Annotated in this window: 21 protein-coding genes; 14 read left to right on the forward strand and 7 right to left on the reverse strand. The window is 41.6% G+C overall.

Annotated elements, in window-relative coordinates; genetic code table 11:
• Window positions 1–45: 45 nt before the first annotated feature.
• The 5 genes from QQK00_RS14090 to tssA all read right to left on the reverse strand — a co-directional run bounded on the left by QQK00_RS14090 (window position 46) and on the right by tssA (window position 4,703).
• The gene (locus QQK00_RS14090; RefSeq protein WP_284218223.1) at window positions 46–864 is read right to left on the reverse strand and encodes a type VI secretion system accessory protein TagJ; all 819 of its coding nucleotides are present in this window, start codon (window positions 862–864) and stop codon (window positions 46–48) included.
• Window positions 865–988: 124 nt separating this feature from the next.
• A complete protein-coding gene (locus QQK00_RS14095) occupies window positions 989–1,480 on the reverse strand; it encodes an Hcp family type VI secretion system effector (RefSeq protein WP_284218224.1) in 492 nt (163 codons plus the stop codon).
• Between the two features lie 54 nt (window positions 1,481–1,534).
• Window positions 1,535–3,025: a type VI secretion system contractile sheath large subunit gene (gene tssC, locus QQK00_RS14100; protein WP_284218225.1), complete on the reverse strand. Its 1,491-nt coding sequence runs from the start codon at window positions 3,023–3,025 to the stop codon at window positions 1,535–1,537.
• 3 nt (window positions 3,026–3,028) lie between these two features.
• Complete coding sequence (gene tssB / locus QQK00_RS14105; protein ID WP_284218226.1) at window positions 3,029–3,532, reverse strand: type VI secretion system contractile sheath small subunit; 504 nt, start codon at window positions 3,530–3,532, stop codon at window positions 3,029–3,031.
• A 70-nt stretch (window positions 3,533–3,602) separates the two neighbouring features.
• On the reverse strand, window positions 3,603–4,703 hold the full coding sequence (gene tssA / locus QQK00_RS14110) for a type VI secretion system protein TssA (protein WP_284218227.1): 1,101 nt from the start codon (window positions 4,701–4,703) through the stop codon (window positions 3,603–3,605).
• Window positions 4,704–5,017: 314 nt separating this feature from the next.
• Here tssA and QQK00_RS14115 point away from each other — a divergent pair, with 314 nt between their 5' ends.
• From QQK00_RS14115 to tagF, 13 genes are all read left to right on the forward strand, one after another.
• Window positions 5,018–7,012 (forward strand): type VI secretion system Vgr family protein, encoded by a 1,995-nt coding sequence (locus tag QQK00_RS14115; protein ID WP_284218228.1) that lies wholly within the window; start codon window positions 5,018–5,020, stop codon window positions 7,010–7,012.
• A gap of 41 nt (window positions 7,013–7,053) precedes the next feature.
• Complete coding sequence (locus QQK00_RS14120; RefSeq protein ID WP_284218229.1) at window positions 7,054–7,458, forward strand: hypothetical protein; 405 nt, start codon at window positions 7,054–7,056, stop codon at window positions 7,456–7,458.
• Complete coding sequence (locus tag QQK00_RS14125) at window positions 7,458–8,105, forward strand: peptidoglycan-binding protein (RefSeq protein ID WP_284218230.1); 648 nt, start codon at window positions 7,458–7,460, stop codon at window positions 8,103–8,105. The genes QQK00_RS14120 and QQK00_RS14125 overlap by 1 nt, the downstream gene beginning before the upstream one ends.
• 11 nt (window positions 8,106–8,116) lie before the next feature.
• Window positions 8,117–8,596 carry a peptidoglycan-binding domain-containing protein gene (locus QQK00_RS14130; protein WP_284218231.1) on the forward strand — a complete coding sequence of 160 codons (480 nt, stop codon included), beginning with the start codon at window positions 8,117–8,119 and terminating at the stop codon, window positions 8,594–8,596.
• A 43-nt stretch (window positions 8,597–8,639) separates the two neighbouring features.
• Window positions 8,640–9,806, forward strand: a complete 1,167-nt coding sequence (locus QQK00_RS14135) for a hypothetical protein (RefSeq protein ID WP_284218232.1) — start codon at window positions 8,640–8,642, stop codon at window positions 9,804–9,806.
• A 22-nt stretch (window positions 9,807–9,828) separates the two neighbouring features.
• Window positions 9,829–10,755, forward strand: coding sequence for a HEAT repeat domain-containing protein (locus QQK00_RS14140; protein ID WP_284218234.1), 927 nt, complete (start codon window positions 9,829–9,831; stop codon window positions 10,753–10,755).
• 57 nt (window positions 10,756–10,812) lie between these two features.
• A complete protein-coding gene (locus tag QQK00_RS14145; RefSeq protein WP_284218235.1) occupies window positions 10,813–11,202 on the forward strand; it encodes a DUF4280 domain-containing protein in 390 nt (129 codons plus the stop codon).
• 180 nt (window positions 11,203–11,382) lie between these two features.
• Window positions 11,383–13,137: a type VI secretion system-associated FHA domain protein TagH gene (gene tagH / locus QQK00_RS14150; RefSeq protein ID WP_284218236.1), complete on the forward strand. Its 1,755-nt coding sequence runs from the start codon at window positions 11,383–11,385 to the stop codon at window positions 13,135–13,137.
• Between the two features lie 28 nt (window positions 13,138–13,165).
• Entirely contained in the window at window positions 13,166–13,660 is a 495-nt protein-coding gene (tssJ, locus tag QQK00_RS14155) for a type VI secretion system lipoprotein TssJ (protein ID WP_284218237.1), read from the forward strand.
• A 38-nt stretch (window positions 13,661–13,698) separates the two neighbouring features.
• The gene (gene tssK / locus QQK00_RS14160) at window positions 13,699–15,030 is read left to right on the forward strand and encodes a type VI secretion system baseplate subunit TssK (protein WP_284218238.1); all 1,332 of its coding nucleotides are present in this window, start codon (window positions 13,699–13,701) and stop codon (window positions 15,028–15,030) included.
• Window positions 15,031–15,032: 2 nt separating this feature from the next.
• Window positions 15,033–16,403 carry a type IVB secretion system protein IcmH/DotU gene (gene icmH / locus QQK00_RS14165; protein WP_284218239.1) on the forward strand — a complete coding sequence of 457 codons (1,371 nt, stop codon included), beginning with the start codon at window positions 15,033–15,035 and terminating at the stop codon, window positions 16,401–16,403.
• Window positions 16,400–19,831: a type VI secretion system membrane subunit TssM gene (tssM, locus tag QQK00_RS14170; RefSeq protein ID WP_284218240.1), complete on the forward strand. Its 3,432-nt coding sequence runs from the start codon at window positions 16,400–16,402 to the stop codon at window positions 19,829–19,831. Before icmH ends, tssM begins: the two co-directional genes overlap by 4 nt.
• Window positions 19,832–19,839: 8 nt before the next feature.
• The gene (gene tagF / locus QQK00_RS14175) at window positions 19,840–20,538 is read left to right on the forward strand and encodes a type VI secretion system-associated protein TagF (RefSeq protein WP_284218241.1); all 699 of its coding nucleotides are present in this window, start codon (window positions 19,840–19,842) and stop codon (window positions 20,536–20,538) included.
• Between the two features lie 41 nt (window positions 20,539–20,579).
• Here the strand turns inward: tagF and QQK00_RS14180 are convergent, their stop codons facing one another.
• Window positions 20,580–21,455, reverse strand: a complete 876-nt coding sequence (locus tag QQK00_RS14180) for a hypothetical protein (RefSeq protein WP_284218242.1) — start codon at window positions 21,453–21,455, stop codon at window positions 20,580–20,582.
• A gap of 32 nt (window positions 21,456–21,487) precedes the next feature.
• Window positions 21,488–22,279 carry a PP2C family protein-serine/threonine phosphatase gene (locus tag QQK00_RS14185; RefSeq protein ID WP_284218243.1) on the reverse strand — a complete coding sequence of 264 codons (792 nt, stop codon included), beginning with the start codon at window positions 22,277–22,279 and terminating at the stop codon, window positions 21,488–21,490.
• A gap of 176 nt (window positions 22,280–22,455) precedes the next feature.
• Here QQK00_RS14185 and QQK00_RS14190 point away from each other — a divergent pair, with 176 nt between their 5' ends.
• On the forward strand, window positions 22,456–24,489 hold the full coding sequence (locus QQK00_RS14190; protein WP_284218244.1) for a protein kinase domain-containing protein: 2,034 nt from the start codon (window positions 22,456–22,458) through the stop codon (window positions 24,487–24,489).

The following is a 24,489-nucleotide window of genomic DNA, read 5'->3' on the forward strand; positions in this document are numbered from 1 at the left end:
ATTACACGCATTTTGGAGTATTAAAAATATTGAGGTAATGCATATTTACTCAAATACGATCGACGTGATATCCAGAAGTGGATATTCATTGTCTTCAGAAATGAGTACACGTTGGCCGTTACCAATAAAAAAATGTTCTACCGGTTCATCCCAATCGCAGGTTCGTGATAGTAGTTGTTGATCGGTTGTGTTGCCATGAATTGGATACCTAACGGGCACAAAAACAATCAGTTTTCCGTTGTTTTTGAGTGTTAAATTTGCAGGGCGCCAAACCAAATCCCTAAGATCTTCTACCGGCTCAAAGTGCAATTCTTTTATATACTCAAAGGGCAGCCAATAGTAGCCGCCATTCAGCATCACTTCGATTGATGGGCCAAATCTTACATCGCCATCGCTTAACCAAGAAAATGCTTTCCCATCGACTTTTCCACTCGATGTTGACGCTAGTTCGATACCATTGTTTAGCAAGGTTTGTGCTTCTTGGTATTTTCCAGCGCTAGCTTGCTCATAAGCTTGTACGTAGTAGGCTAACCAGTCTAATGGTTCTCCAAAACATGTTGGCTCGATATCGCCTGCGATTACTCGCTCTCTTTTAGCCTCACAGTCGATGAGTTGTTTGTAAGTATTTACTAATGCTAGGGTGCTATCAGATAATCCTTTGAGGACCTCTAGTTGACTTAATGCTCGCTTCCAATCACGTTCAATACAGGAAAGCTGGAATAAGAATATACGTAGCTCAACATTGCTTGGATCTTGTTTAACTTGGGTAAAAAGTTGCGCTTTACATTCAGCCAGTTGGCCCTGTTTTAGTAGTGTGGCGGCATCCATATTATTCTCTGATAAGTATGCTCGGGCAATGGTCATTGCTCAAGTCTGCGTTGAAGGTGTTATTTTTATAAAATTTATATTCTGAGAAAATATCGGTATATGCGGGCCAAAGAGACGAGATATGTAAACATATTTAACGGCTCTTTGGCGTGCGCATAGATTAGGCGATCTCTTTTGGTGCGTTCTCAGCAATACCCCAACCGAAGTTAACCGCAGCTGCGCCTGAGCCATCTTTATTTTGCGGCGTATAAATTACTTTAAAGTCCGCAAAGTTGATGGATACATTTTCGGTTAAACGATCTTCGCCGCCAGAACCACCGGTTGATACAGATGTAATCATTATGTCGCGCATATCGATCACGTAGTATTCAAGTGGGTTGCCTCCCGCCTTTCGAACGATTAGCTTTGCTTTTTCGATATGCTTACCTTCTGCCACATGCTGCATTAAGGTAGGTGAAGAGCGGTCAATATATTTGGTTACCGAAATATCTTGAAAACTAGCCTTCCCAGCACCAGCACCCATTCCCATATGCGTTGTACCAGATTGTGACAAACCCCAACTCCATGCTAAAACGTCAATCGTTTTTGCATGTGTTTTATCCATGGATTCACCTTCAATCCCTTCAAACTTTAAAAACATGTCTACTGCCATGATGCCTCTCCTCTAAATATTGTGCGTATTCGCTTAGTTTACTTGCTTTGCTTACTATTTTTCAGAAGGTAACTTAGACACTAGCCGCAGAGATGCCGTTAACCCTTCCAATTGATAATGAGGTCTTAAGAAGAACTTGGCGCTGTAATAACCGGGACTTCCTTCAACTTCGTCAACTACTACTTCTGCTCCCGCAAGTGGTTTACTTGCTTTGGTTTCTTCACTTGATGTGCCTGGCGCGCCATCAACATAATTATTTATCCAACTTTGTAACCAGCGCTCCATGTCAGGACGTTCTTTAAATGAACCAACTTTGTCTCTCACAATACATTTTAAGTAGTGAGCAAAACGCGTGGTTGCAAATAAATATGGTAGACGAGCGGCCAGCGCAGCATTAGCTGTCGCGTCAGGATCGTCATATTCAGCCGGTTTTTGTAGCGTTTGTGCACCAATAAATGCGGCCATGTCGCTATTCTTACGATGAATGAGTGGCATTATGCCGCATGCGGACAACTCTGCTTCTCTGCGGTCACTAATGGCGACTTCAGTAGGGCATTTCATATCGACACCGCCGTCATCACTTGGAAAAGTATGTACCGGCAAGCCTTCAACCGCGCCACCCGACTCAATGCCACGAATACGTGAACACCAGCCATATTCTTTAAATGAGCGGTTAATGTTTACTGCCATAGAATATGCCGCGTTTGTCCATGCATACTTCGATGAGTCAGGTCCGCTCACGTCTTCCTCGAATTCAAACGCTTCTACTGGGTCTGATTTTTCACCATAAGGTAATCTAGACAACACGCGAGGCATAGTCAGAGATACATACTTTGCATCTTCTGTTTCGCGTAAAGACCGGAATGACGCATAATCAGGCGTTGAAAATATCTTAGTTAAGTCGCGCGGGTTTGTTAGTTCATTCCAACTGTCCATCTGCAACAAACCAGGTGACGCAGCTGTCAAGAAAGGCGAATGTGAAGCGGCACAAATCTTTGACATATTTGTCAGTAGATTTACGTCAGATGGGCTGTTATCAAAGTAGTAATCACCAACAATCGCGCCGAAAGGTTCGCCACCAAACTGTCCATACTCTTCTTCATAAAACTTCTTGAATATAGGGCTTTGATCCCAAGCTGTACCTGCAAATTTTTTCAGGTTTTTACCGAGTTCTTTTTTCGATATGTTGAATACTTTTATCTTCAAGTATTCATCGGTTTCGGTATTGTTCACGAGGTAATGTAAACCGCGCCAAGTTCCTTCTAGGTTTTGAAAGTCTTCATGGTGAAGTATTAGATTAACTTGCTCAGATAATTTTTTGTCTATTTCAGAAATAATGGCTTCAATAGAATGAACTGTGTCATCAGATATTTTATTGATATCTTCTAACGCGAGCCCTGCAAGCGTATTAACCGCTTTTTCGACTTCTGTTTTTGCATGATCTGATTTTGGCTTAAACTCTTTTTGTAACAATGCAGCAAAGCTGTCATTATCTAAATCTTCCCACGCAGTTTCTTGGCCTTGGATAGCTTCTTGTTCTGCCATTTTTTACTCCTCAGACGCTTCTTGTTTGGGGGCTGCACTTAAGGTTTCTAGTAGTGTTGGATCAGCTAATACCTTTGCAATAAGCTGTTCAGCACCCTCTTTACCATCCATGTAGGTTATCAAATTCGACAGCTGCGTACGTGCTTCCAACAGTTGCTTTAAACCGTCGGTTTTCTTCGCGATGGCTTCAGGTGAAAAGTCGTCCATACTTTCGAAATTTAACTCTACTGACAGGTTTCCTTCACCCGTCAGTGTGTTCGGAACACTCAACTGAACGCGTGGTTTAGAGGCTTTAAGTCGATCATCGAAGTTATCAACATCAACTTCTAAAATCTTGCGTTCAGATATCGGTGCTAACGGCTCTGCAGGATTGCCGCTTAAGTCTGCCATCACGCCCATTACAAAAGGTATTTGTACCTTTTTTTCAGCGCCATACAACTCTACATCGTATTCAATCTGTACTCTGGGTGCTCGGTTTCTTCCGACAAATTTCTGACCGCTGGACACGTTAACTCTCCTATTTATGTAATATTAATTCAGGACCTTGTCTGAATAATCAAACCTGATAAACGCTGTATTACCATGAACTATCAGTTGTACTGCTGCTTTCAGGCGTTACCTGTTGTTCTTCAATGCCACCCAAGTGCTTTAAAGTCGATATCGCATCCGGGTATATATCTTTCATGATTTCTAAAAAGTCTAAATGTACAAGCTTATTTGCACGATGAACCAAAATAGGCACAGGGCTTGAAGGTTCATACTTTGCATAATAATCTAAAATCATAGCAAAACACTTTTCCACATCTTTTCGTGAACTAAGCGCACCATCTGTCGAAAAAGAAGAGTTTTGCATAGCAGCCCCTTGTGCTTGCGAATTTGCTTCACTGGTTGATGATGTAGAACTTGAGGTGTCATCTTGAGGAGCATGAACTTGCTCGTCGGCTTGCTCCACATTTACGCTTACATCGCCAAAGCGCTCAAATGTGCTAACAAGATGATTCAGAACTTCTAGTGCTTTATCAAAATTTACATTGTATTCGTTGCCAGCCCGTTCAACGAATGCTTGGCTGATTGTACTTAGATGTTTTACTGAATCGGCAATTGCCGAAAGGGTTTTCGCTTTTTCTTCAGTATCTACTTCACTGAAAATCCCTCTCACTTGCGATTCACTCAGGGCTTCTTCGTCTTCCCCTGCAATTGCTCTATCAATTTTTTGTAAATTCAGTGGTCCAAGAACTTTTGATGTCGCTAACGGCATTTGCTTCAAGGAACTTGTAATAAAACTGTCGTTAAAGTGTCCCAAAGCAGATATACGTTCAAGCGGATCACCGTCGTCTTCATCCAACGAAGGGTAGACTGTATCCCACTCATCGACCACTAAACTCGCTAATCCATTTAAGCAGGTTTCAAACGGAACAAACCCTTCTGTGTTGAGTACAGATTGGGAAAGTATGGATATTAGTTTTAAGTCTTTAGTTGATTTAAGGTATTCAAGTGAGCGTTTTTTTATGTCTCGCCAGTCTGGTGGTTCAGCGGGCGTAGTATTTTGTCCATCGAATCGCTCAGGCGTACCTTGCGCTTCAAAAAAAAAGTTTTGAAAGCCTGCATCATCTTCAAGGTTTAAGCCACACTTGGAATCGTTACTAATTGGATTGGTGATGGCCTGCAAATAATCCATTACAAAAACCTTATAAAACGTAAGTTGGGTATGAACTTTGTTTACAATTAAGTGATAAACACTAATACAAAAATTCATGATTGCAAAGGTAATTTGAATAATTAGTGGATCATTTTTTTACCGCAAAGGATTTCATTGCTCAAAATAATGCTTATACTGATACTTTAAGTGCAAGTCATTATTAGATATTTGTGCGGTCGTCGCTGATAACAAGGATAATGTAATTGGATGAAAATCATACAAAATCAAAGGGTTAATGGCCTGTGAGTATTGTAACTAATTTGTAATGTATTAGTTCGCTGAAAGGATACACAATGTCTGGAGAAAGTAGTTTAATTTCTATATCTACGCCTTTGGGTGACGATGTCCTTATATTTCGTCAAGCGAAAGTCAAAGAGCAACTGGGTCAGCCCTTCCAAATCGACGTTGAATTGATAAGCGATGACGAAGACGTGGCGCTTGAGAATATTTTAGGTAAAAACGTGACAATTAGGATGGAGACTAGTGAAGACCAGCCGCGTTTTTTCAACGGTATTGTGACGGAATTCTTTCAAAAAGATAATAAAGATAAAAATGCGTTTTATGGTGCGGTGATTCGGCCTTGGTTTTGGCTACTTACATTAAGTGAGCATTGTCGTATTTTTCAAGAGAAAAGCTACCCTGATATTATTAAAGCCGTATTTAGTGATCTTGGTTTTTCCGATTTCGAAGACCAACTTACAGCCACATATCAGGCCAAAGATTACGTTGTGCAGTTTAACGAAAGTGATTTCAACTTTGTATCCCGGATTATGCAACAAGAAGGGATTTTCTACTATTTCAAGCATATTAACGGTAAGCATTCGTTAGTACTCACTGATGATAGTTCTTCATTGCCGGATCTCGGTCAGGTAAACTTTTTCGAACTAGAAGAAAACAGTAAACATCACGGTGTCGAAGGTATTACTTCGTGGCACAACCATTTTAAAGTACGAAGTGGCGGTGTCAGTTTACGAAGTTTTGACTTTGAACTACCAACTAAGAATCTTGACTCGGTTACTGCAGATCCTAAAACGGCGTCTCTATCTTCTTTGCAGCGCTATTCTTATCCGGGTAAATATGCTGAAAGAGGCGATGGCGATCAGTATACCAAGCTATTAATGCAAAAAGAGAATGCAGGTTTTGAACAGAAATCTCTCAGCGGAAATATTCGTACACTATACGCGGGTGCGCAATTTTCACTTTTCGACTATACCAGAGAGGATCAAAACAGTAGCTATCTAATCTGTGGGTATCAATGTCATCTTAGAGGAGATGCATTGCGCGCAGAAAAGGGTAACGAAAAGCTGCCGATGTTTGAGTTTAATGCTACCGCTATTCCCGCCAATATACCTTTTCGGCCAGAGCAAAATGCGACTAAACCAAAAATGACGGGGCCACAGACAGCAACCGTGGTGGGTAAATCCGGTGAAGAAATTTGGACAGATAAATATGGGAGAGTAAAGGTTCTTTTTCATTGGGACAAAGAAGCTCAAGGCGACGAGAAAAGCTCATGCTGGATACGTGTGTCTCAATCGCTTGCAGGTAAAAACTGGGGAAGTATTTATATTCCTAGAGTTGGGCAAGAGGTACTCGTTGAGTTTTTGAATGGTGACCCTGATAAGCCAATAATTATTGGTTGTGTATACAATGGCAGTACCATGCCTCCTTATCCATTGCCCGCAAATGCGACTATGAGTGGTATTAAGTCTCGTACCAGTAAAGGTGGCGGAGGCTTTAATGAGATTCGCATGGAAGATAAAAAAGGCGAAGAGCAAATATTCGTTCACGGTAAGCGAAATATAGATACACGCATTGGGCACAATTGCTTTCAAACCATTGGCAATGATAAACATCTAGTCGTTAAAAACGATCATTTTGAGCGTATTGAAAATAATCAGAATGTCGAGATTGAAGGCGATAGTGTGTCTAAAGTAGGTAAAGACCAACATTTTTCTGTTATAGGCAAAGATGCTAAAAGCGTTGACTCAGAGTTATCTTTAACGGTGAAAGGAGATGTTTCTGAAACGTTTGATGCTGGTCATTCAATGGTCGTTAAAAAAGACAGTTATATTAAAGGCGCAAATATTTGTATCGAAGCCGGGACAAATTTAACCTTGCAGGTAGGTAAATCATTTATTGCGATTGAAAGTGGGGGTATTACGATCAGCTCTCCAGGCAAAGTTACCGTTGAATCTAAAGCCGCAATAAAAGTTGATGCTAGTGCTACAGTCGATATCAGTGCTTCAGGTATGGCGACGTTGAAAGGTTCAATGGTAAAGGTAAATTAGTATGCGGAGTATTTTGAGATCTTGGTTATGGTTGTAGTGCAATGAAAGCGAAGTCTGGAAAGGTTGTTAAAGCGGTAGCACCTATTGAGCCTGAAGAAGTGTTTGAGGCTGATGCTGCTGATCCCGGAAAAGCGGCAAAGGCAAAAGCAACACCAAAATCTAGCGAGAAAGGTAAATACGATGAACAAAAAGTTAAACCTTTCAAACCACCAAAAGACGACGACAATACATCGGACGAAAAAGAAGATAAGCCAAGTTCATGGGTTGAGTTTAGTTTAAAGGACGAAGCGTCGAACCCGGTGTCTGGTCAAAAGTATGAAGTAGAGTTACCAGATGGGTCAATTGCTAAAGGCACTACTGATAGTAAAGGAAATGCTAAAATTGAAGGGTTTGAGCCCGGCGAGTGTAAACTTAGCTTTCCTGATTTACATAAGGATGCATGGTAATGAAGACCTATAAAGTTAAAAAGGGCGATTGCTTTTCTAGCATTGCTAGACAAAACGGGTTTCATGACGCCAACGTATTATATACCGATAGTGCAAATGCTAGCCTAAAAGGTCAGCGAGACAACCTTCACATATTGCACAAAGGAGACAAGGTCAAAATACCGGATAAAGAGAGTAAAAAAATGACTTTGGCACCTGAATCTTCTGCCGGTATTTCAGTAAAAGGTATTATATGTGAGCTGAAAGTTGTCGTTGAAGATTTTGATGGCAATGGTTTTGCTGACATGGCGTATTGTTTGGAAATTGGCGGTGAGAAGTTTGAGGGAAAAACGGATAGTAGCGGTTTAATCGAAACCAAAATTGATGCGGGCAGTATGAGCGCAGAATTAACCATTTATCTTGACAAAGACAAAAAGAATAGTGTGTGTTGGCCTATAGATATTGGTGGTTTGGCGCCCCATGATGAAATTGAAGGCCTGCAGGCAAGGCTCAATAACTTAGGGTATGCCTGTGGCAATGAGAAAGGCAAAAATGACAAAAGCACTAAAAAAGCGGTGAACGCCTTCAAGAAAAACAATGGTTTAGCGGACGACGATGTGATTGATCAAGCAACAAAAGATAAAGCACGTTCTGTGTACGGATTTTAGGAAAATATACTATGGCGAGTGTTGCGCGTTCCAGTGCTGCTAAGACAAATAAGAACAAGCTTCGCGTACATAAAGTGAAAGTGTTTCTACAGCTGTATCCAGGAAAATTTGGCACAGACGACGAGCGGGCTATCGATAAAGCTATCGAATATACCGTTTACATCGATGGTAAGTTTTCTCAAGGCGGTAATATTGAAGATGATGGCAGTGTTGAGGTTTACATTCCAGGGGGCGCTAAGGCTAAGCTAGAAGCTTTGGGCACAAGTTATGAAATTGAACCAATTACCAATTTGGAAGCGCATGATACTCTATTAGGTATTCAGAGACGATTGCGTTTGTTGGGATATTTACACACTGATGTGAATGATGAGTGGGGAGCAGATTTTGATCGTGCAGTGCTAAATTTTCAGGCTGATCATGGTTTAGACCCTAACGGGAAAGCCCTCGACGCTGTAACTTATAACAAGATCAAAAGTGAATTTGGCGAATGACGTTATTTGGTGAACCAATGAAAGCCTCGGAGGCATACAGGAAATGACGATTAAGTTACAGGCCAAAAAAGAACTTAGAATTGTGCCTGTGCGCTTTGAGCGTGCGGCGACAGGCTCACCAGATGCCGCCTACCCTGAAGTTGATGACAGAGGACACACGCATACTGTGCCTCAAGTGAATGGTCTTGCTGCTTCAGACCCCATTCGTGGGGGTGTGTTGGGCTTAACCAAAGATCAAGAAGTCACGATACAGATGGTACGCGAAGACATAGATAATAATGCCGAGTTATATGTTACTACTTCAGATGAAGAGGTGGTTAAAATTATCACACCAAAAGATGGCGAAAAAGTTGCTTCTGGTAAAGAGAATAAGATTAAGTTGAAAGGTGGGACTTTTAGTGGTTCTACGCCAAAGTCTGGTAAGGTCGAAATACGTTTTGGTGCTAAAGATGGCCCGATCATCGCTAACTTGGTCGTTTATACCTTTAATCGCTTGTTGGTCTTTATTCAGCCCCATATTGTCACAGTCAATGATCCATCCGGTGCTAATGGTGTCGCACCAACGCTAAATATAGACAATGTTATGAAACAAGTGAAAGCACTCTGGGCACCTTGTGGCGTTCATTTCACTGTTAATAAGGCCGAATCTTTCGATATCAAATTAGCTAACGCTAACAAAATGTTATTTAGCGAAGTCAACAACGTTTATGCTAAAAAATGGGTTAAGGACACTATAAACGTCTATGTTATGCAGGAGCTTGACAGTGCATTGGGTTATGGTTTCAGTAAATCGGCATATGCAGGGTTTGGTTTAACTCATCCGGGTGTATTCATGGGGATGAAAACTGGCGCGACAGACCGTACTGCTGAGACCTATTGGTGCGCAAATGATTTGGCTCATGAGTTAGGGCACTTTTTCACTCTCTGGCATCCGACGGATGGCTCAGGGTCTGGTTGGCAACGTTATGAAACTTGGTCTATGCGCTTTTTAATGCACAATTACAACTACACTGGCAGAGCAGGCGCTCCTCAAGGTGGAGCACATTGGCCAGAGTACAATAATTTTGGTTACGGAAGTTATTCAGGCTATCCTTATCGTTCAGGTTTGGTGAGTCTAAAGAATGTAAGAACAGGCGCTAGTGCAGGGCGTGATGGGCAATGCTCGACAGTTAGGAATCATATCGCACAAGGTCCAAGCGTTTTATATTAAACACAAAAAGTATGAGATAAATTTGATAAAAGTGAGCAGGGTTGTTACTACTACAAGCGTTGCAGTGTTGCTTTGTTTAAGCAGCAGCTATGCGTCAGCTGCAATTACGTCAGTAGTTAATGAAAACGCTGACAACAGCAAATCGTTATCGCTTACCACGGGAGAGATACCAATGTCTCAACTTACAGAGCAAATTGAAGAGATGGATTTTGAAGCGGTTGACTTAGCGTCTCGTATGGGGAACGCCGCGTTAGGTGAGTTATCAGCACTATTGGAACATGAAGACAGCGCAATTCGCACGATGACGGTGATGGTACTTGGCGGCATGGATTTGTCTATCAGTTATGAATTATTGTTTAAAGCGCTTGAAGACGAAGACATCAACGTTGTTAACACGGCAATGCAGCAAATAGAGAACCATGAAGCGGCATTGTCGGCTGAACTACTGCATGGCCTGTTAAATAAAGTTAAGCACGAAAATGCAAAGGTCAGGGCAATACTGTTGCTTGGTAAGCGATTGACGTTGGAGCAATCACCAGCATTGGAGCCGTATTGCACTGCTGAGCAACCTGAAGTGATTGCTTTGAATTGTATGGCGGCATTAGCAAAGATAGGTGTAAAACAGCGCAGAGAGCAATTTTCTACGTATTTGCTTTCAATTAAAGACGACGTAACGGCTTTCAATACGATGTTTGATCTTATTGATTACATCGATCAACCTTGGGTAGTCCCCTCACTTCGACTATTGTTGGGGAATAAGAGTGACGTTCAAAGCTTAGGCGATCCTCCTCCCGGTTTTCCTCATATGCTTAGAGTCTGTGATAAGGCGGTACCTCGCATTGCGAGATTACTCGGTGTTCAATTTACATTTAACACTGAACTGCATTCGAATTATACCGATGAGCAGTTAGCTGAAGCGAACTTGGCTGCGTCAAATCATCAATATTAAATGTTCGTATTGGTAGCTTGGATAGTGAGTATTTGATAGTCGGATAGGAGTCACAATATGGGTATGCAAGTTGTAATGGGCGCTAGTTTGATGTGTACTCAAGGTGTCGCCCCAAGTACATTAATTGTAACACCGCAAAACAAGACACTTGCGGACGGTAAACCTGCAGCAAATATCATGGACAATAAACCGATTGCTAATATCCCACCGTTTGGTATGTGTCGCTCTTTAGCAAACCCGACCGTTGCGGCTGCGACTTCTGCGGCGCTTGGCGTACTGACGCCAATGCCTTGTATTCCAGTGATCCCCGCACCGTGGGCGCCAGGTTCGCCAACGGTGCTTATTGGGAACCAACCGGCACTAAACAATTCAAGTAAGTGTATGTGCGCCTATGCCGGCACAATATCGATAACAAATCCTGGTAGTACTACTGTGCAAATTCCGTAAGATTTATTGATTTAGTCGTCGCATACTTATGGTGTTATGTAAGTCAATTTTGACCTTGAATTTAAGAGGCAATTAACGCTTAAAAATTTTGCGTTTATCTGTCTTTACTTATAACCTAAGCAACAAGCGCATATACAAAAATGTCAAGCGCTTCTTTAATGGTAAGGAACAACAAGAAACATGCCTCATTTGCAGTTATCAATGGTATCAGAGGGGATAGCGGATCAAATCAGGACCTTTCAATTTACTAGTCTTGGTGGCACGATTGGGCGTTCAAAAGACTGTGATTGGACGCTGAATGACGTCGATCGTTATATTTCCAATAAGCATATTGTGATTAGTTACCTTGACAATCAATTTATGCTGACTGATCAAAGCAGCAATGGGGTTTTTATTAATGACGCAGCGTCTCCCTTAGGAAAGGGCAATCACCACAAGTTGTCACTTTCTGATCGTATTACCTTAGGTAAATTTTGTTTAGTCGTTGAGGCCATTGAATGTGATAGCCATAACCCTGCTTTTGTACCACAGATGCCCAGCACTAATAGTTTACAAGCGGATAACCCTACCAACAGTGACAGTGGCTTATTGGATTTGATATCGGGTGCTAGCGCTAGTGCGGACAGCAGTACGAGTAATTTGGGGGCGAATGTTGAGCAAAACCTCGGTGATTCATTCTCACAGAAATTGCCCAATACTGACAGTTTGGGTTTGCAGGATATTCTGTCCTCACCAGCAAAACCATCATTTGATAGTCAGCAAAATATGGGTAATTTTGACGACGATTTCACCAGGAGTACTGCGACTGCTAGCAACCATGACGGCGCATCGAATTTAGATCCCTTTAGTTTAGGGACAAATACGAATGAAGTTTCTCCTTTTGCCCGTTCTGATGGCGATAACAATAACAATAACAATAACAATAACAATAACAATAACAATCATGCGTCTGCAAACCCGTTTTCACAAACAACTGAGCGTTATGAAACCCAAAGCAATATGCAACCTTCTAATATTATTCCGGAGGATTGGGATTTAGGTGATTCGCCTAGCGAAGATAGTAACGATGCTGCTACTTTGGACGCTTCCCAAGTAGATTTTGCTCGAAGTGAAGGTGTGAATACGGAACATACAGCACCAAAAACACCTCAATTACCAGGCGCGGCTTCGTTAACGCCAACACCGTCAGTTTCAGTACCATCAGTTTCAGAACCATCAATTTCAACGCCGCCCATTCCAACAGCTAGTAGTGTCTCTCCGGGCATACCTGCACAGCCCACTTCTGGCTACGCAGCTCCCGCACCAATGCCAAGCACGACGCACAGTAAGCAAACAGTAACTGCGCAATCAGAAGATGTGTTTTTTCATGCGTTATATGAAAAATTAGGATTACCCAAAGAATACATTGATACCGTTGACAAAACGCAATTTGCAGATGATATTGTTAACGTATTAATGACCTCGACACAAGGCATTATGGCCTTATTGGCAGGACGTTCAGTCTTTAAACAAGAATCTAGATTGTCGATGACAATGATCAAGCCGCAATCAAATAACCCTATTAAGTTTTCTATTGATCCAAGTGATACTTTGGAAATGCTGTTAGTTAAAAAGAAACCAGGATATATGTCTGCACAAGATGCTTATGCAGAAGCCTTAAATGACATTCAACTTCATCAAATGGCCTTTTTATCTGGCTTACAAGCAACCTTAGCCGGTGTAGTTGGTGAGTTGTCACCAGAACAAATCGAACAAGAAGCAAAAGATAGCGGCCAGAGCTTTATTGGTTTAAAGATGAACAACATACGGTGGCAGCTGTATAGAGATAAGCAAGATTCATTAGGGAAACAAGTGAACGAAAACCTAAATGAACTACTTAGCAAATATTTTTCTGACGCTTACGAGGCGCAGATTAACAGTATAAAGAACCGATAATTGCATCGTTTATAAATTAAGGATAGTTATGTTGAAAATGGCAGTAAACAAGGTAATTTACGCAGTTTCACTCGCGTTACTTACCCTCATGCTTCTTGCTTGCGGCAGCACTGGTGAGAAGACGGTCGATTTTACTTATCTTATTACTGCGACGGACGATATTAATCCCGATATTAATGGGCGCGCGTCTTCTGTTGTTGTACGTGTTTATCAGTTGAGTAATTCAATTAACTTCGAAAATGCGGCTTACGAGGACTTGTTTGCTGCTTCTGGCAATTCTCTTGGTAGCGAATTTATCGCCGTTAATGAGTATTTAGTGGACCCTGGAAGTCGTACCGAGTTAGATTTGGAAATATCTGAAAATGCCAAATTCATTGGTGTTGTTGTTGGTTATCGAAGTGTAGATATGGTGACTTGGCGAACGTTAAAGGAAATCCCTGGAAAAAATTATAAAAACTTTTTTAGTGATTCAGGCTTAGAAATTGTCGTCGAAAAATTGAGTGTTAGAGTCGTATCGATATAGCATAAATTGTGCTAAATAATTAATAAGGATTTATCCCTATGCCATGGGAAAAACGCGTTGTTTGGTCCGAAGGGATGATGCTTCAACCGCATCACTTTCAACAACAAACCCGATATCATGAAGCTCAATTGAGGAATGTTTCTCATTTATCACAACCATATAAATGGGGAATATATTCACTTGATGTAGACAAATCTCATCTTAAAACAGGTAAGTTTTGCGTAAACGCATGCGAAGGTATATTGCCTGATGGCAGTGTTTTTAACTTACCTGAAGTAGACAACTTACCTTCTGCGTTAGACATTACTGAAGACCACCTGGATTGTACCTTATTTTTAGCCGTGTCAATTCGGCGCCACGGAAATACTGAAACGGCAAGAGATACTCAGATTCAAAGCCGTTATGACGTAATTGAGCATGAAGCCCGAGATGTTTCAGGCATCTCTTCTACGGTAGCGCCTATCGAAGTTGCAGGATTCAATTTTTCATTGCGCACAAGTAAGGATGACAATAACGAATTTAGTTGTATTCCTATTGCTCATATTGAAGATGTGAGTATTAATGGTGTAATTACGCTTAAGGAAGATTTTATTCCACCATGTTTAAATGTAAAGATGAGCGCATATGTTTCAGGTGTTGTTAGTGAGCTCCTAAAATTAGCAAAACATCGTATTCAGTCCTTGGCGTCGAGGGTGTCTGTTGCGGGTAAAGCAAGCACAACGGAAGTGAGTGACTTTTTGATGTTGCAAACGTTAAATCGTCACTATCCAATGCTTGAGTATTTGGATGCCGCTGAGCATGTACCGCCATTCGATTTATATCAGCAATTTATTACCCTTATTGGTGACCTGAGTACGTTTATTCATGCCGATAAGTTAGTGCCCACTTTACCTGTTTATGACCATGCTCAGCCATCTCGTATGTTTACAAGCCTAGTGGCAGAGTTACGGCAGTTGTTTAGTGTGGTACTAGAGCAAAACTCAATTAACATCCCATTACAGGAACGTAAATTTGGCGTTCGTGTTGGCACTATTTCTGACAAAACATTATTTACGTCTGCCAGTTTTGTGTTGGCAGTGACCGCAGACATTTCTGCGGACGAAATTAGAAAGTATTTCCCTCCACAGGTTAAAATCGGTTCTGTTGAACAAATTAAAGAATTGGTAAATGTACAATTACCGGGTATCCAACTAAATCATTTAGCAGTGGCTCCAAGAGAAATGCCGTATCAGCGCAACTATGTGTATTTTGAATTGGTGCAAAATGGCGAATACTGGAATGCCTTGGTGGAGTCTGGTGGCATTGCATGCCATATTGGTACCAATTTTCCAAATTTGAGTATGGAGTTATGGGCCATTAGGAGCCATTAGCAATGAATGATGATGACGATTTATCTAAAACAATGGTCATCCCCAATCCAGGGGGACGTCGCAAAGTAGGTGAAGTTGGTCAGCCTGCGCAGTCAATTCCGCCGCAACATGGGGGGCCACCCCATGGTCAGCCACCTCAACATATAACTCAGTCCGCCAATACATACGGCAATATTGGCGACGCATCGGCGAATATGCCTAGAATCGAAACTGAGAATATTCTGCTGAGTTGTGCTGATGATATCCTTGTGTTGGCTGGCAGCCTTAGAACTTTAGAACCGAATAACACCATTGAACAATTACGTCGTGACATTGAAGCGCTTTTTGCAAAACTAGATAAACAACTAACTGATCATTCATTGCCGCAAGAAGTCACTCTCACAGCAAGATATTTATTGTGCTGTCTTATCGATGAGTTAGTCTTGTCGACGCCTTGGGGTTTAGATAGCGCGTGGAGCCATCAAACCTTGTTAGGAAAGTATCACAATGAAACATCTGGAGGAGAAAAGTTTTTTTTAATTGCCAATAAGTTAATGGAGCAACCGCAGCGTAACATTGACTTGATTGAACTGTGTTACGTGTGTCTGTCTATGGGATTTAGAGGTAAATACAGACTTTCTCAGACAGGTGAAAACGATATTGTACAAATTTCTCAAATGCTCTATCAACCGATTACTTTGTATCGTCCAGTGGTCGGTGACTTATCGCCTGCATGGCAAGGAATAAGCGACGACAAGCCCAGCTTAGAAAAACGCGTTCCTCCTATCTTGTTTTTTATGATCTTGGCTTTTATCTGTATAGCGGCATATATTGCCTTTTTGTCCAACTTGCACGCTAAAGCCTCGCCTCTATATCAAAAAGTAGAGGGCATTGGCTGGAGTGATGTTGTATTGCAGATTAAAAATAACCAAGCGCCTGAGGTCAAGTTACCCGATGTTGCAACGCAGTTGCGGTCACGTCTCTCGCAATCAATTGCAGATAATAAACTTGTTGTCGACATTAAGGATGGCATGTTGATTGTTCGCTTAGTGAGTACTCAGCTTTTTCCTTCAGGCAGTGCTAAAGTCAACAAAAATGAATTGCCCGAAGTCAATGTATTAGTCGATACGCTTAATCAGTATGCAAGTTCGGTGATAATTGTTGGGCATACCGATTCTACCGGAAGAGCCGATTCAAATTGGGTCATTTCTCGTAAACGCGCGACAGCCGTCGAAGCTTGGTTAAACACCGCAAACACACCACCAAGTCAAACTTTGACAAGAGGGGTTGCCGATACGCAACCACTTGTAGACGATGCCAATAGTGATTTTAATCAAAGCTTGAATCGCCGTGTTGAGCTGATTTTGGTCGTAAAGGATGAGTTGGCACCATGAGTAAAATAAAAGCAATTACGTCACATAAATATTTTATTCCTATTTTATGTTTGTTTATCGCTGCACTACTTATTTTCTTGGCAGGGCCTTACTTTTCGTTCGCGGGTTATGCACCCTTGGCAGGTTTTGTTACGCAGTTGCTTGTATTTCTTTTTATTGTTGCAGGTTATTGCCTATACCAATATATAAAGTTTTTGAAGTCGCAAAAGCAACAAGACAAGATGGTCGAGGAGATCACTAAGGATGATGGTGTAAACGAGGCAATTGATGCAGAGTCGGCCGCGTTAAAGGAAAAATTTAAGTTAGCATTTTCTACTCTGAAACAAAAGAAAGGGGGACCGGCTTCATTAACGGAAATTCCTTGGTACATGATTATTGGTTCACCAGGTAGCGGAAAAACCACCTTATTATCGAACTCTGGTTTACGATTTCCTTTAGCGAATGAGTTTGACAACAAAGCTGTCCAGGGGATCGGTGGCACGAAAAATTGTGATTGGTGGATTACGCAGCAAGCGGTATTGCTTGATACGGCTGGACGGTATGCGTCTCAAGACAGTTATCAAAAAGTTGATGAGTCGGGTTGGAAAAATTTTCTTAGTATGATTAAGCGCTATCGGCGCAAGCCAATCAGTGGCCTACTTGTCAGCTTCAGCATGTCAGATTTGATGACAATGAACGAATATGAGTTAAGCCAACATACGCTAAAATTAAAGCAGCGGATAGCTGAAGTAAATGAGTTTTTTGGTACGCAATTTCCCGTCTACATTGTGATTACTAAGTCAGATATGTTAGCGGGTTTCACCCAGTTTTTTGACAATTTTTCTCATAAAGAACGAGAACAAGCTTTCGGCCTGACGTTTGATAAACAACTGAGTGTACAAGGCAATATAACTGAGGCATTTAGTCTTCAATTTAGTGATTTATTAAAGTCTATATCACGAAGACAGTGGCAGCGAATGTCTCTTGAACGAGATGCAAACAGAAAGTCCACCATCTATACGTTTAGTGATCAACTTGCGTCTTTGCATAATGCATTTAATACAATTGTTGACGGGCTTAGTCGCAAAGAAGAAGGCTTGAGTACCGGTATTATTCGAGGTCTGTATTTGACCAGCGGTACTCAGTCGGGCGCGCCTATTGATCGCATGATAAACAAAGTTTCTCAAGCATTTGGCCTAAAAAGTACCGCTAGAGTTATGTGGAATAACGATCAGCGTAGTTACTTTATTAAAGACCTATTGCAAGATTTGGTATTTGCAGAAGCTGACAAATTTGGCACTTTAACTAAGTATGAAAGCAGAAAGCAATTATTAAAACGTATCGCTATGGGGGCAGCCGCTGCAGTAACCTTAGGTCTTTGTATTGGCATGTACCTAAGCTACAACAACAATACACAATACATTGCTCGGAGTGACGCTTCAGTAGACAAATGGATATCGCAGTATGATGACAAATCTATTGGCAGCGATGCGGATATTCGACAATTTTTGCCAGCATTAAACGACTTTACCAATGATATTGAAGGTCTCGCGAATGAGAATAGAGCGAATTTTTCCGGCCTAGGTTTAAACCAATCGGATGAAGTAGAAAGTGCCTTAATGGCGAGCTATGGACGTTTACTTAAAGCGGTGTTACTGCCATACGTTAGCGAGCAGGTCAAGACACATTTAAGACAGCCCTCTGATATAAGCCAGCAATATCAAGCATTGAAAACATACTTGATGTTAGCGAATAGCGAAAACCGAGATAACAAATTTATTGCACGTTACTTGGAACAACACCTCAACAGCAATCAATACTTCTCTTCACTTGAATTTACCCAGGTATTTAGTCATGTTGAAAACCTGGTTGACAGTAACATGGTCATAGAGAGTGTCGATAACGCACTGGTAGTGGATGCGCGCCGAACGTTAAGTGCACAGCCGCTGGGCGAAATCTATTACAAACAATTCAAAGATGCTTACTTGTCAGATCCTACAAAGTATCTATCGATGGCGCAGTTGGCTAGCAGTGATTGGGGAACAATTTTCACAACCCGTTTTGATGATATTCAAACGTTGTCAAAGTTGTACACTCCAGAATCATTTGATGTGGTATTAAGTGAAGAAATTGATGAATATATTGATAAATTAGGTGACGAAGCCTGGATTTTGGGGCCCGATAACGTAGTAAATTCTGCAAATCTATCTGAACAGTTGAATAAACTCTACGCAAGAGATTATGTTAACTCATGGCAAGCATTAATCAATTCTGTGTCAGTAAAGTCTGCCAGCAGTGCTGCGTCGTTAAGTGCCGGTTTGCAGTTGCTAATTGAAACAGATAGTCCCATCTTTGTCTTTTTGAGTAATGTCTCTCAGGCAACAAAGTTGATTGATATTTCTTCAAATACACCAAATTTGAATCTTGGTGCCAATGCTAGCCGTGCTGTAAGCGCCGCTAAAAATGCGTTAACAGCTGACAACCCTAGGGTATATGTTACGTCTCGATTTAGTAAATTGCATGAGCTGATGCAAGAAGATAAGAAACTTGCAACGCAGCAACGTTTCTCTACATTGCTACAGGAAGTAAACGTAAACCTTAGCTTCCAACTGCAAAATACTAACAATGCTTTTGACCCTAGTATTCTAAATGGTTTGCAAGGGTACGGGTATTTGCAAACCGAACCGCTGAATCGCTGGGTTAGTCAGCTAGCAGGCAGTATTCAAAGTGCGCAGAACCGATTGCAAAAGACGCAGCTAACACAACTATGGAAAAGCGGTGTGCTTGGAGTGTGTTCGGACGTTGTAGAATTTAAATATCCGTTTAATCGCGGTGCTAGCGCAGATGCGAGCTTGCGTGACATCAATCAATTATTTGCACCGTCGGGGGCATTATATAGTTTCTTTGAGCAACACTTGGCCCCTTTAATTAATATGCAACGTCTACCATGGACATGGAAGAATGACGTGCAATCAAGTTATGCATTTGGCGAACATGTGCTACCGTTTTTTGAGAATATCTATACTATCCAACGGAGTCTGTATGCCAGTGATGGGTCTCAGCCAGAAATACAACTGTCACTTACACCGGTGTATTTAGACCCTCGGCTTGCCAGGTTTCGAATGTCTATTTACGGCAAAACTTTAAATTACCAGTTTGGTCGGCCAACATCGACACCGGTTATTTGGCCACCAGAGAACCCAAGCACTAATGGACAGGTGAGTTTTGGCCGCCGTGACGGAAGTGAAGTACTAGACAATAAAGAAGGTTTATTTGCATTATTCCGTTTACTCGATGCTTCTGAAACCAAGCGAATCAGCGCAAATAAAGTAAATGTTACTTTCTCAAAAAGTGATTACAAGGCAATTTACGAGTTATCAGCAGCGAGTCCTGTTGACCCCTTAGTATTCACAAGAATGTCTTCGTTAACATGCATTGACAGTTTATAGGAGACGCAATGAAAATTGGCTTTTTCGGCAAACTACCTGGATATGGTGATTTCATACAGCGAGGTGTGTCTCCAGAGCTTATTAGTCAATGGGACAACTGGATGTTACAGTCCTTAGAAGTGTCAAATGGTCAACTTGGTGATGATTGGCAGGGAATTTATTTCAATAGTCCTATTTGGCGCTTCTGCGCAGATGCTTTACTGTTTAGTAAGTCTTCAGATTCGCTTGCTGGTGCGGTAACGGGGGTAATGATGCCAAGTATCGACAATTGTGGTCGCGCATACCCTTTTGCCGTTCTATGTCAGACAGGACAAGCCGTCAATTTATTTAATCTTTCACAAAAAGTCGATGATTTGCACGCCCAATGCGAAGATTTTATTTTAGATTTACTAGACAAAAAACGCCCTGATCTCGACGAAATAGCCAATGTATTAAATCAAATTTATGCACCCTTAAAAGAGTACGATTGCCAAGATGTTCAACTCACGGAAACAAGTTCAGTTGGCGAATTATGCCGTTTAAGTGACAACATACTCAATGACATGAGCAAGTGTCACAATACATTTTTGCAAAACGCAATACTTTCTAAAGATATGCGTCTATCGATTTGGTCTATGGCGGGTACAACAAATTTAGCACCGCAACAACGCTATTACTCTGGCTTGCCTCCAGCGGATATGTTTTCTTCTCTACTACGTGGGGTCTGATTTAATTAAAGCTAATTAGGTTGCTTGCATACTTTAAAAACTTATTTAAGGGCAATGTTCACCAATTTGGCTGGATAAAATGGCAGTTTTTCTTGCGTAAACCAAAGCTCTCCATTCGTTGAGCAAACACCTTCCACTTGACCAAACCCTTTAAGGTATTCAGTTCTTGTAACGTTGTATTGAGCGTCTAATAGTGAGATAAACGGTCGAACACTAAACGTATTTACCTTATAGCCAACAATAATAAATTGCTGTTTATGCTCATCCCAGTCTGCACCCGTAATAATGCCAGGAAGTCCAGCTATGCTTGCTGTAGGTGTTAATATTTGATTTGTTGACGTTGTTTCTATTCGGTAGACGCTAGCGATACCGGTTTTCCAGCTTTTAGAAAACATAATTAAGTCATCGCCTTTCAGTACTAGAGCTTCGGCATCTTGGTCATGCGCTTTATACTGGCGGCTTTGCGGTTCGTTTATATTGGCGACATCGCCGTCATTTGCGTAGGTAAATGTGTGTTGTGACGTTTGTTTTTTGTCTACATTATGAATCAGTATACGCAAGTCCTTGCGATTTCCTGCGTTATTGCCGAAGTCGCCTATATAGAAATTTTTTCCATCGCTAGCCAGTGCTTCCCAATCGACATTTTTAGCCTCTACTGAGATTTGAGCGCTAAGCTTTCCGGTGTGGTTTAGTGCATATATTTCAGATAAATTCCCTGAGTCATTCAGGGTATAAATATTGTGGTTGTCGCAAAATAAGCCAGAGGTTTCGAGTAAGGTGTCTGGCAATAGTATTTCTGTTAGGACGGTTATACCGGCGCTAGTGTTACTGCGATTTGAGCAGGCAGAAGTCAATATTACGCCGAGGAAAATGACGCATACGAGAATGCCATGCTTCAAATATCGATGTTTACTCATCTCATGTCACCCAAGAGCGTGCGCACTATGCACTATGACTTATTTGAGTAATGTAACGGCAAGGTGTCATCTAACGGGAGTGTTTCGTGTAGCGCTTCTTCAATTTGCTTTTCATTTCTAACGACTATCACGGTAACGTTGTCTCTTGCTTTGCGATTTAATGCGATTTCTATTAAACGATTACTGATTGTTTTTGTATCCATCGTCTTTAGCGCATGTTCAAGTTCGAGGTCGTTCATCACTTTGTTTAAACCATCGCTGCATAGTAAAAATTGATCACCATCTTCCAAGGGCAGTGTTTTAACATCAAGGTCTAGCTCAACCGCTGCGCCAACGGCGCGTGTAATGACATTTGCTTTAGGATGTGTTTCGGCTTCTTCAGGGCTGATTAAACCCGCATCAATCATGTCCTCTACTTGACTATGATCTCGCGTAACTCGTTCTAATGTATTACTTCTGAGCCGATATATTCGGCTGTCACCCGCCCATATTAAATGTGCATGCTCGGCGGTAAAAAATAGTGCAACAACCGTGCTGCCAACAATTGAGTTGTGTTGATTCGATAGTTCTATAAGGGTGTAGTTTGTCTGCTTGATACAGTCACATATACTATCGACCGAAAGCTCTTCTGGTGCATTTGATGCAAGGTCTGATAACGTTTTTGTAATTAGCTGGCTGGCGACATCACCTTTTGCATGCCCTCCCATTCCGTCCGCGACACACCAGAGTTGGGCTTCTGGTAAATCTAAAAAATCGTCTTCGTTGACTTTGCGCACTGTGCCAATATTGGTCTCAGCGATAGATGTCCAGCCAGAATTGCTCATAGAATTCCTTAATTAATTAGCAGCAATAGCCGCAATTTTTTATTTTCAATTTAGGCTCAGTCATTCCGCAAAAGAAATTGAATATAAAATAAGTCGCAGTAGTTTATTATTGCATCAAGTTGGGCTATTGTTGAAGTCCTTCTTCTGCTTTACAGCAAAAAATACCTGGGAGTAGCATGGCAGACGACATGTTGAATCGAAAAATCGGCCGATACGAAATACAAGAACTCATCGGCGAGGGTGCAATGGCGATGGTTTACCGAGCATACGACCCTGAAATAAATCGCTCTGTGGCTTGTAAAATTTTAAAAGCCGACCACTGTGTTGATGAAGAGTATATGTCTCGATTCTTGCGCGAAGCTAAGGCCGCTGGTGCACTGTCGCACTCAGCAATTGTGACGGTATTTGACGTTGGGAAAATAGACGAATCACCATACATTATGATGGAGTTACTTCAAGGAAGTGACTTGGGTGACGTGTTAAAAGAAAAGAAGACGCTTAGTGTTAAAGATACTATCACTATTGGGTTGCAGCTCGCTAAAGCACTTGATTACGCGCATTCGACCGGCATAGTGCATCGTGATATTAAACCCGACAATATTATCGTGCTGCCAGATAGCGAAACCATCAAAGTAGCAGACTTTGGTATTGCCCGCATGAATGAGAATGAAGAAGCGCAGAAAACGCAAGTGGGTTCTGTGCTTGGAACACCGCGCTATATGTCACCTGAGCAGGCGCTGGGTGACGAAGTTGATGGTCGCTCAGATTTGTTTTCAGTCGGTGTGATTTTGTATGAAATGCTCACCGGTACTAAGGCATTTGATGCAAGTAACATGGGAACATTGATGATTCAGATTGCTCAAAAGCAACCTGAGCCGCTTAAAAAGTTGAACCCTGAAGTACCTGCAGGCTTAAGACAAATTGTTCAGAAGTTACTGCAAAAATCACCAGATAAACGTTTTCAGACAGGTAATGACCTAGCACAGGCATTGATCTCTGAATTGAACTCCCTTCGTGATCAACAAGAAGAACAGAAAAAACATAAATACATTCCCCTTAAAATTAAGTGGACGCTGTCAGCCGTGGCGATTGTTGCAGCTGTATTGTTAATCAGTATGAATGTTGTGTTTGGTCTACAATCAAAAGCGATGACCAAACAAGCAATAGATTCCGGGGCTTCTTTTGCTAAATTTATTGCGACTGAAACGGCAGTGCCTTTGCTCGGAGAGGATTGGATAACATTGGAAACTTTCATCAATGATGCTGCGGGTAGAGATACGTTTGCTTATTTGATAGTTACCGACCGTTCGGGTGTTATTCGAGGCGCAAGTGACACTAGCCTAGTTGGGCAAACCTATACTATGCAAGCCATGCATGATGAAGCTGAAGTGCTAATGCAAACGGATGATGTGCACACAAGTACATCAACGATGGATGACGGTACCGACGTTTTCAATATAAACACGCCTATTTTGTTTCAGGATACGGAAGTAGGAACCATAATCTTAGGGCTGTCGCAGGCTAGCCTAGAAGAAGTGAAAAGCGTCACCGCTTGGTTGATGTTCTTACTCGCGATAATCACGATTTCTGCAGTAGCAGTCACGATGTTTATTTTTGGGGGACTAATTTCAAAGCCACTAAAAGCCATCAGTCAAGCCTTGGAAGGTTTTGGTTCCGGAGATTTGGATACTCGTATATCGCTGAGGCGACAAGATGAGATTGGTGAGGTGTTTGGCGATTTTAATAAGATGGCTACTTCAATCCAAGACCGGTACACAGTAGTTGCCGATGAATTAGCACAATCAGGCATTAAAGTGACAGACGACGCAGATATAAGCCGAAGACTTGAACAATCTGCTATTCATCAATACAAGGATGAAGAAGTCGACGATGCTACTATCTTGGCTAGCAGTGTTATCGACATTAAAACTGACGGTGCTGAGCCTAATGACGACGCGAATACCAGTGTTGTTGATGCTGCGGAAAGCATCGATAGCAGCAGTGACGATGAAAGTGCTAGTGAATCCGATGCAATTGGTGACGAAGATAGAACCATTATTTCTTCCTCAGTTATTACTGAGATAGATCACACTGAGATGGATCAGTCTCTAAATGACAGCAATATACAAAATGATGCCATAGAGAACGATGTTCCTAAGGACCCAGAACAGCCCGATGAAGACATAGAGAAAAATAAAAAAAGTAGTTAA

The organism is Agaribacter marinus, from assembly GCF_030160655.1.
In the GTDB taxonomy this organism is placed as follows: Bacteria; Pseudomonadota; Gammaproteobacteria; order Enterobacterales; family Alteromonadaceae; genus Glaciecola; species Glaciecola marina.